We start from the raw sequence: 9,460 nt of genomic DNA on the forward strand, positions 1-9,460 counted from the left end.
TTTTACGCCCGGTTCTGATGTTTTCTGAACCGGGCGTAAACTTATCTTCTTAAACAAATTTGAGGCACTTCAGTATTTTCAGGATGGCCGTAAACGCAGAGATCTGCCTGATACCAGCGCGTTAGCAATTCATCTTTCAGTACTTCCCCCGGCGTTCCGTTGGCAACAATCGTTCCCTGATGTAATAGCAGAATTCTGTCTGCATACAGTGCTGCCAGATTCAGGTCATGCAGTACGGTACAGACAGAGAATGGTGTCTGACGCGTCATTTGCTTTAGCAAACGTAAAGTTTGCTGCTGATGATAGAGGTCTAATGCGGAAGTGGGCTCATCAAGAAACAGCAGACGTTCTACCGGTGTAGGATGCCAAAGCTGGGCTAACAGACGAGCTAACTGTATTCGCTGTTTTTCTCCGCCGGAGAGTTGGTTGTACTGGCGTTGAAGCAGGGAAGAACATTCCGTTATGTTTATCGCGTGATCAATGGCCTGCTGGTTCTGATGATGGTTACCATAAGGTGTACGCCCCATAGCAATCACTTCCTGTACGCTAAAAGGGAAGGTCAGTGCGCTGTGCTGGTTCATTACGGCGCGAACTGCGGCCAGATCTTTGTGCTGCCACTGATGCAGAGGCCTGTTTTGCAACTGGCAGTGACCGCTGTCCGGTTGGATATACCCGGTCAGAATACGTAACAGAGTGGATTTTCCGGCTCCGTTGGGGCCGATAATGGCCACCAATTCTCCGGGGTTCAGGGTTAGAGAAACCTGATTGATAATATTGCGGTTATACCGGCTATAGTTCAGATATTCAGCCTTAAGCACGAGGTATCTCTCTCTGGCGCAGAATAAGCCATAAAAAATAGGGGCCACCTAATAAGCTGGTAATTAAGCCAACCGGAATTTCTGCCGGTGATGCCAGGGTTCTGGCCAGCGTATCGGCCAACAACAGCAGACAAGCACCGCCCAGTACCGAACCGGGTAATAGCCAGCGATGGTCAGAACCCAACTGTAAGCGGATAAGATGAGGGATCACCAAACCAATAAAGCCAATAATTCCGCTCATCGCAACAGCGGTGCCGATCAGTAAAGCACTGAGCATTAACAACCCCAATTTTACTGATTCGACATTAACGCCAAGATAGTGAGCTTCTTCATCTCCCAACTGCAATATATTCAGTAGCCGCGAAAGGCGCAGGCTAATCACCATTGCCGGTAAAATTAATGAAGCAGCAATGATTAGTGTTGACCACTGTGCCTGACCCAAACTTCCCATACTCCACAAGGAAAATTGTCTTAGCTGCTGATCGTCACTGATATAACTAATCACCCCAATAGCCGCTCCGGCCAGCGCATTCAGGGCAATCCCTGTTAGCAATAAGCGGGTAAGGTTTCCATGACCTGTTTTGCTCAAAGCATAAAGCAGACAGCAAACGACAATGCTTCCACCAAAAGCGGCCAGCGTATGGCCGTAGAGTTTCAGTACGCCGGTTAATGGCAGAGGAAGCAGAATTACCAGCGCCACACACAAGGCCGCGCCGGTACTGATCCCCAATAATCCGGGGTCGGCCAGTGGATTACGAAATAACCCCTGCATAATAGCGCCGGATACTGCTAAAGCGGCACCGATCAGGGTTGCCAGCAATACTCTGGGAAGACGAATGTTCAGCCAGATATGCCAGCTTCCCTCCTCCCCTGAACGAGTAAGCAGAGTATAAAACGAGAGTTTGACTGGCCCCAGATTAGCAGCAAACAGCGTCAGGATGACCAAGGCTACCAACATTGCCACCAGCCAGTAGCGTGGTGAAATGCGGCTATTCATCCCGCGTGTTCCATCGCTTTACGCAGTTCAGCAATCACTTCCGGTGTTTTCAGGCTAAAACCGAGCAGGGACAGGTCATCTACCACCAGTAAACGTTTGTTCTTTCCTGCCGGGGATTGGCTGATCCCGGCTAATTGCCAGATATTATCTTCACTGCCAAATGTAGCGTATCCCGCAGAGGTAATTAACAGAATGTCCGGTGCAGCGGCAATAATGCCTTCCTGAGAAAGCGGGCGATACTTGTTAAATCCCTGCATGGCATTAGTACCACCGGCAATGGTAATAATGGCGTCAGCGGCAGTATTTTGCCCGGCGGCCATCGGTGTTGAACCGGTGTAGTTCATAACAAACAGCACTTTGGATGGCAGTGGGTTCTTCGGTAGTGCGGCTAACTGATTCCGGTAGCCTGTTATCAGTTTTTCTCCCTGTTTCTCTTTGCCCAGCGCCTGAGCTACCGTATGGATTTTATCCGTTACCGCCTCCAGCGATGGTTTACCAGGAATGCTGACAACGTTTACTCCGCTCTGGCTAACCTGCTCCAATGCCAGTGCCGGTAGCGACTGGTCGCTGGCCAGTACCAATGTTGGTTTGAGTGAAAGAATCCCTTCAGCGTTTAACTGACGCATATAGCCAATATCGGGCAGCGCTTTTGCTGCTTCGGGATAGGTGCTGGTTGAGTCTCGCCCTACCAACTGTGATTGTGCCTCTAACGCATACACGATTTCTGTTACGTCACCGCCAATGCTGACAATTCGCTCACTGGCCAGTGCATTAAGTGATAGCACAGAAAAGAGGGCTATCAGCCCCCGGTTGATTAGCCCTTTCATGCGGATACCGTTTGTTGTAACAAGGTGTCAATTTGAGTACGCCAGATTTGCTGTTCCGGCTGCCCTTCAGTACGTTGGCCATAAAGCTGGGCAATTTGCGTACCGTCAGCGGCAAACAGTTCCAGGCTGGTAACAAAACCATCTTTGGTTGGTTTACGGGTGATCCAGCTTTCAACAATATCGTTTTCAATCAGGTGCAGTACAAATTCTTTATTGAAAACATTGATCCAGCCATCAAGTGGTGTGACGCGATCGATTTTCCCGGTGAAAATCTGCACACAACCCCGGTTACCGACGAAGACCATAATGTCGTTGGCTTCATTTTTTGCCATTTGCAGAATTTGTCGCAGGGACTGGTTATCTACCAGCTGCGCCAGATCGTCCTCAACCGCATTAAAAGCCTGCTGACGAGTGATGCCATGTTTATTCAGCAGTTTAAAAAACTGATGAACATCCGTCATGGCACGCCATTCACTATCGATAGCCTGACTATCGATAGTCGTCTGCTTGTCGGATGATTTTTTCATCTCATCCAGTTTTAGTGATGGGTTATCCTGTTGGGCAAAAGTATCAATCACCTTTTGCCAGGCATCCATATCAGTATTTTCGGTGGTATAGACTTTGTGTAGCGCATCACCATATTCATCAAAGAACTGAATGCTGTGGCGGGTACCGCGTTTTCCCTCTTCCTTTAAAGCAAAGATAAATAACCAGTGCTCAAGAAACAGACGTAAGTCCAGAGCATAAGGATTCAGAATCAACCCGGCGTGATCGCCTAAGTGCTGATTGGTATATTGGCCGACTTGCTCATGTACGGCGTGTTGGTTACGGGTGATTGATTTCGTTTCACCAACACTTTCCAGTGCGGCCAGTAAGGCCTTGATATCACTTTTCAGGCGAACGGCATCATGGCCGACACGGGAATGAGTTAGCTCCGCTTCACTAATGTTGAGCAGCTGTGCCAGATCTCTGGCGTACTTTTCTGGGTGTTGCTGTTTTGCCTGCAAGTAGCTCTGATATAAAGAAGTGGTCATTTTTTTATTCCTGAATAATGATATTCCCCCTGTTTACAGGGGGGAGTGGTTAAAACTGATAGCTTGCGAATAACTTCACATTGCGGCCATCCTGAAGGGCACCATTAGGCGCGTAGTACTCTTTATCGAAGGCGTTAGCGATAACCACGCTGGTGGTTAATTTGTCGGAAAGGATTTCCGGTTTGTAGCTAAGATAGAAATCGTGAGTGGCATAACCACGCTGCGGTGTTGGTGTATCGTTGATACGATTAGCAAATACTCCCATCCAGCCAACGGATGCATTAGTATGGCCAACGGGAACATTCACACGGGTAGAAACTGTGTCCGGATTGACGGTTGATAACCATTCGCCGGTGTCTTCGTTTTTACCGCTGGTACGGTTATAAGCCACGCTTAAATCAAAATAGCGGCTCTGATAATCCATCATCACATCCCAGCCCCAAATTTTGGCGTTAGGAATATTGACTGATGTGGTTTCACACGGAGAACAAATTACGCCAACTCCCGGGCGATAGCCCATCTTCATATTGACGGCGGTTGAGATGTAATCATCAGCCTTAGTACCGAAGTAACTGGCTTTGAATTTCAGGTCATCATCAGCAAGCAAAACGTTGTCAAACCGCAGTCCAAAGCCGACTTCCTGAGTGGCGTTAGTTTCTGGTTTTAAGTTTGGATTAGGCTTCCAGTAGTTATTCATATTTGGCCCCATGCTGAAGTGCAGGGAGTCGTTATACATTTCACCCATGGTTGGCGCACGGAAGGCTTCAGCATAAGAAGCAAACAGGCTTAACCATTCAGTAGGGAAGATGGATAAGGCAACTTTTGGCGACCACTGGTCGGCATCAATATCGCTATAGCCGTTGCTTTCAGCTTTGTAATTGTCATAGCGGATAGCGCCAATCAGAGAAACCGGCAAATCGCGCAGAGTGACCTCATCCTGTAGCCAGCCTGAAGCAAAACGAATTTCAGCATCGGGAAAGCTAGTGGTAGCGCCGCTGGGGGTCTGTTTTTGCTTATAAGTTTCAGCGCCATAAGTCAGCTGGCTCGGCATAAAGCTTTGCTGGAACAGGCGTGAACGGTTATCCAGCTTGATACCTTCAGTTTTCTGCTTACGATCTTCGGCTTTCTGACCGGTAGGAGAAGAGTCGATATTGGTTTCAGAGTAGTAAACGCGAGTAGTGGCATTCAACCAGTCCATATCCGCAGGATTCAGGTTATAGACCAGTTGGGCATCTTTATTTTCTGTGGTGCGATTAGTCATCACGTCAGTAGTGGTACTACCGGCGCTCAGATTTTGTGGATTTTTAGGCTCTTTAGCATCGTTGTTGTAGTAACGCAGATTTGCCATCAGAGATTGAGCATCGGTGATGGCCCATTTCCCTTTAGCCAGGAAGGAGCCGATTTGCTCATCGTTTGGCGCAGTTTCACCGTTACTTAAACGCAGATTGCCTTTATCACGGAAGTTGGCGGAGAAGACGCCATCAAGCGAGTCTGTTCTGCCAAATGTTGTCAGACCTATGGCCTGGCTGTGATCCAGCGTGGCACCGGAAGTAAACAGCCGAACACCACCGGCTTCGCCACTGCGTAGCAAATCTTTTGCATCTACAGTTTCAAAAGAGATAACGCCACCCAGTGCGCCACTGCCATACAGTTGGGCAGCAGGACCTCGTACCACTTCGACACGTTTAATCAGTGCCGGATCGAGAAAAATACCGTTCAGGTGCCCGGTATCTGTACCCTGACGAATGCCGTCTACCAGTGTTAACACGCCGCGTTTATCGTATCCGCGCATGTTGATATCTTGTCCGTTACTGCGAGAGGTACCCGTGATGGTAATGCCGGGAATAGAGCGTACCAGATCGGCAGCGCTGTTTGCCGCCAGATTTTCCGGGGCATTGGCATCGACTACGGTTACCATCATCGGGGCTTCAAACGCATTGCGATCGTTGCCCGTTGCGGTAACGGTCATGACTTCATTGGTAGTTTTTTCCGGTGTTTCTGCATTGACCAGAAACGGCAATGCACAGGTAACGGCAATCGTTAAAGATGACAGACGAAGCATAACTGCAACTCTCCATGAAGGTTATAAATGAAAGTTGCTGGCTGCCTGGACTTAACTAAGAGGTCTGGGTGGCTGGCTGTTTTTATGTATTAAAGGTTATTTAGTTAAAATGAGTTTTCCGGTTTTGGTAATACGCAATTGATACTGTTGGCCTTGATGTTGAATCAGCAAAATACCCGATTCCCCCAACAGCTGTTGGCTGGTTACCCGAGGTAATGGGGAGGCGGGGTCCGCCGATCGTTTTAATTCCGGGCGTTCCTGGGAAGATAAAGTTTTCATGAAAGCCACTTAGTAATGATAATTAACATCAAATTGATAATAATTATCATTTAAAAAATTAAGTTCAACAAGTCCTAATTTTGTGATGCAGGTTATGTTAATGAAGTGTTGTTATTTTTTATTTTTTGAATCAGATGGTTAACCTGTGAATAAACATGACTTACAGTAAAGAGATTTTTTGTTTTACATCATAAAGATGTTGGCATTCATCTGATTTTAAATGTGTTATCTAATATGATTTATACATTGTGAATGTGTAGAACATATGGTGTTTTGAGCTTTCAGCAACGGCGAAAAGAATAGCACCAGAGTGATAACGGGCTCTTTTTGCAAAGAAAATGCTTATAACTAAATGGCATATCAAATCTGTTTATATTATTTCACTCTGCTTCTGAATTGCATTTAACTGGCTGACACAAACACGATTCTTTTATTCATACATCGGGATTCAGCCATGAAATTGACATTAAAACAAAGCGTACTTTCATTAACTATACTGGCTGCTCTTTCCGGCACAGCAGCAGTCGCCCATGCGGATCAACTGGATGATATTAAAAAAGCCGGTGTAGTGAATATTGCCGTATTCGACAGCAACCCACCGTTTGGTTATGTTGATCCACAATCTAAAAAGATTGTGGGTTATGACGTAGATATTGCTAATGCAATAGGCAAAGCACTGGGGGTTAAAGTTGAGCTGAAAGCCACTAATCCGGCAAACCGTATTCCTTTACTGACCTCTAAAAAGGTCGATCTGATCGCGGCTAACTTCACCATTACACCTCAGCGTGCTAAAGAAGTTGATTTTAGCGTGCCCTATTTTGCAACGGGTCAAAAATTTATTTCTCATAAAGGTGTGTTAAAACAGCCGGATGACATCGCTAAGTTACGCATCGGAGCTGATAAAGGTACCGTTCAGGAAATCACCCTGAGGGATAAATATCCAACGGCTAAAGTTATCTCCTATGACGATACACCCGTTGCCTTTACGGCACTTCGTAATGGTAACGTTCAGGCAATTACTCAGGATGACGCTAAGTTAGTTGGCCTGTTAGCGAATCTACCGGATGCAGTAAAAGCAGACTTTGAAATTACACCATTCAGTATCACTAAAGAGTACCAGGGTGTTGGTATCACTAAAGGTGAAACTCGTCTGACAGAAGAAGTTAACAAAGTACTGTTGGAACTGGAGAAAGATGGCGAAGCTGCCAAAATCTATAACCGCTGGTTTGGGCCTGAAACTAAATCTTCCATGCCGCGTGGGGAATTTAAGTTTGGTACGGTAACGCCTGATCCCTCTAAAGCTTAATCAGTTAACAGACCAACGTTGTTGCAAGTAGTCAGATCGGGGCAGGCTTTGGCGTGCCCTGTTTTGGTTTGTAGAGAATGAAGTCCTCAGTTTAAACAATGATACAAGGGTTGCCGGTTGTCGCGACATTGAGTGGAATAAAGTGTGGTTAGCGGATAACCGTAATAATAGCTGGTGTCTATGTTCGATGAAAAATTAACAAAATTATTATTAGCGCCGGAATACCTGGGATGGTTGTGGGATGGCTTTTTATTGACGTTAGGGCTATCTGCGGTCTCTATCATTGCTGCAACGGCGCTGGGCATGGTGGTTGCTGGTGCCCGAGATAGCAAACAGGCTATTTTACGCTTACCGGTGATTGCCTACTGCTCCTTGTTTCGTAATACGCCTTTGTTAGTACAGTTATTCTTCTGGTACTTCGGTGTGGGTAAATTGCTGCCTGCCGGAGTCATTCCCTGGTTAAATACACCTCACGAAATTACGTTATTTGGCCTTACGCTGGCCTGGCCTTCTTTTGAATTCATTGCTGCATTGTTTGGATTGACGGTCTATTTTTCGGCATTTATTGCTGAAGAGATTCGCTCAGGTATTCGTGGCGTTAAGGCCGGACAAAAATATGCCGCACTGGCTCTTGGGCTTAATGGCTGGCAATCAATGCGTTATGTGATATTACCGCAGGCGTTGAAAATTGCGTTTCCTCCATTATTGGGGCAGTACATGAATATTGTTAAAAGTACTTCTCTGGCGATGGCGATTGGTGTTGCGGAGCTTTCCTATGCTTCACGTCAGGTAGAAACCGAAACGTTAAGAGCATTTCAGGCGTTTGGCGTTGCTACCTTGTTATATATTGTGGCGATTGCCGTGATGGAAGCCTGGGGCATGTGGTATGAGCATCGTCTGTTAGCAAAGGAGCGTCGTTAATATGGATTTCACCGTTATTTATGACAATCTGGATTATTTGCTGTGGGGCGCTTATCCAGATGGACCCATTGGTGGCGCTGCATTGACGTTGATTATCAGCCTGATTGCTGGTGTGATATCCGCAATTCTCGGTGTTGTACTTGGTGTAGCGTTGGCAATGTTTCGCGGCTGGGTTGGTGGCGTTATTGCCGCTATCCTTGGTTTTTTTCGTGCTATTCCGGTGATTATGCTGATCTTTTGGGCCTACTTTATGCTGCCAATGCTATTTGGTATTGATATCCCGGCGCTTACCTCCGTTGTTTGTGCGCTGGCGCTGATATCATCCGCCTATTTAGCCCACGGCGTAAAAGCTGGCATTATCGCTATAGGTGATGGCCAATGGCAGGCTGGAATGTCTCTGGGGTTTAATCGTTGGCAGGTACTGTGGTATATCGTCTTACCACAGGCTTTGAGAATGATGGTGCCTTCGTTTATTAATCAATGGATTTCACTGATTAAAGACACCTCATTAGCCTATATTGTTGGCGTTGGTGAACTGACGTTTTTGGCAACTCAGGTCAATAATCGCAGCATGGTGTATCCGACCGAAGTATTCCTGTTTATTGCGTTAGTCTATTTTATTTTCTGTTTATCACTGGATGTCGTAGCTAACCGGGTAAGTAAGCGTTATTCAGTAAAGGAACCTTCAGAAAAGCGTAACTGGTTTGCCTGGATGGAAAAAACACCAATTGAGATTAAACAAGCTTAAGTTTTGGCTAAACAATCAGCAGTCAGAATAATTTTATCAATTAGCACTTGCCAGATGATTCTGAGTCCCTATAATGCGCCTCCACTGGCACGGCAACAGCCGCTTCAGTTCAGACGTTACCGTGCATAAATCTGTGATTTAACACTTGACTCTGACGCGGGATGGCGTAGTATACGCAGCCCGTGTTGCGGGAACTTTTTTCGCCGCAACATCGCTCTTTAACAATTTATCAGACAATCTGTGTGGGCACTCACAAGACGGTATCTCACGTCACTGCACTTCGGTGTAGCGACACAAAAAAAATACCAAGTCTTAAAGAGTGACCAGACAGTAATTCATTTGAATTATTGAAAGTAATCTTTGAGCATCAAGCTTTTAATTGAAGAGTTTGATCATGGCTCAGATTGAACGCTGGCGGCAGGCCTAACACATGCAAGTCGGGCGGTAGCACAGGGGAGCTTGCTCCCC

General features: G+C 46.4%; 9 protein-coding genes and 1 rRNA gene. 4 read left to right on the forward strand and 6 right to left on the reverse strand.

The window, feature by feature from the left end; all coding sequences use genetic code 11:
• Window positions 1-41: 41 nt before the first annotated feature.
• From LPW36_RS06885 to hemP, 6 genes are all read right to left on the reverse strand, one after another.
• Window positions 42-818, reverse strand: a complete 777-nt coding sequence (locus LPW36_RS06885; RefSeq protein WP_230608766.1) for a heme ABC transporter ATP-binding protein — start codon at window positions 816-818, stop codon at window positions 42-44.
• Window positions 811-1,815 (reverse strand): FecCD family ABC transporter permease, encoded by a 1,005-nt coding sequence (locus tag LPW36_RS06890; RefSeq protein ID WP_230608767.1) that lies wholly within the window; start codon window positions 1,813-1,815, stop codon window positions 811-813. The genes LPW36_RS06885 and LPW36_RS06890 overlap by 8 nt, the downstream gene beginning before the upstream one ends.
• Window positions 1,812-2,642, reverse strand: a complete 831-nt coding sequence (locus LPW36_RS06895; protein WP_268991551.1) for a heme/hemin ABC transporter substrate-binding protein — start codon at window positions 2,640-2,642, stop codon at window positions 1,812-1,814. The genes LPW36_RS06890 and LPW36_RS06895 overlap by 4 nt, the downstream gene beginning before the upstream one ends.
• On the reverse strand, window positions 2,639-3,676 hold the full coding sequence (locus LPW36_RS06900) for a hemin-degrading factor (RefSeq protein ID WP_230608768.1): 1,038 nt from the start codon (window positions 3,674-3,676) through the stop codon (window positions 2,639-2,641). Before LPW36_RS06900 ends, LPW36_RS06895 begins: the two co-directional genes overlap by 4 nt.
• A gap of 49 nt (window positions 3,677-3,725) precedes the next feature.
• Entirely contained in the window at window positions 3,726-5,738 is a 2,013-nt protein-coding gene (locus tag LPW36_RS06905) for a TonB-dependent hemoglobin/transferrin/lactoferrin family receptor (RefSeq protein WP_230608769.1), read from the reverse strand.
• A gap of 96 nt (window positions 5,739-5,834) precedes the next feature.
• Window positions 5,835-6,017 (reverse strand): hemin uptake protein HemP, encoded by a 183-nt coding sequence (gene hemP, locus LPW36_RS06910; RefSeq protein WP_230608770.1) that lies wholly within the window; start codon window positions 6,015-6,017, stop codon window positions 5,835-5,837.
• 454 nt (window positions 6,018-6,471) lie between these two features.
• Between hemP and LPW36_RS06915 the strand changes: the two genes are divergently transcribed.
• The 4 genes from LPW36_RS06915 to LPW36_RS06930 all read left to right on the forward strand — a co-directional run.
• Entirely contained in the window at window positions 6,472-7,323 is an 852-nt protein-coding gene (locus LPW36_RS06915; RefSeq protein ID WP_230608771.1) for an ABC transporter substrate-binding protein, read from the forward strand.
• A 180-nt stretch (window positions 7,324-7,503) separates the two neighbouring features.
• Window positions 7,504-8,244 (forward strand): amino acid ABC transporter permease, encoded by a 741-nt coding sequence (locus tag LPW36_RS06920; protein WP_230608772.1) that lies wholly within the window; start codon window positions 7,504-7,506, stop codon window positions 8,242-8,244.
• Window position 8,245: 1 nt separating this feature from the next.
• A complete protein-coding gene (locus LPW36_RS06925; protein WP_230608773.1) occupies window positions 8,246-8,992 on the forward strand; it encodes an amino acid ABC transporter permease in 747 nt (248 codons plus the stop codon).
• 376 nt (window positions 8,993-9,368) lie between these two features.
• Window positions 9,369-9,460 (forward strand): 16S ribosomal RNA (locus tag LPW36_RS06930); the annotation flags it as partial.

It is taken from the genome of Limnobaculum eriocheiris (assembly GCF_021010575.1).
Taxonomy (GTDB): Bacteria; Pseudomonadota; Gammaproteobacteria; order Enterobacterales; family Enterobacteriaceae; genus Limnobaculum; species Limnobaculum eriocheiris.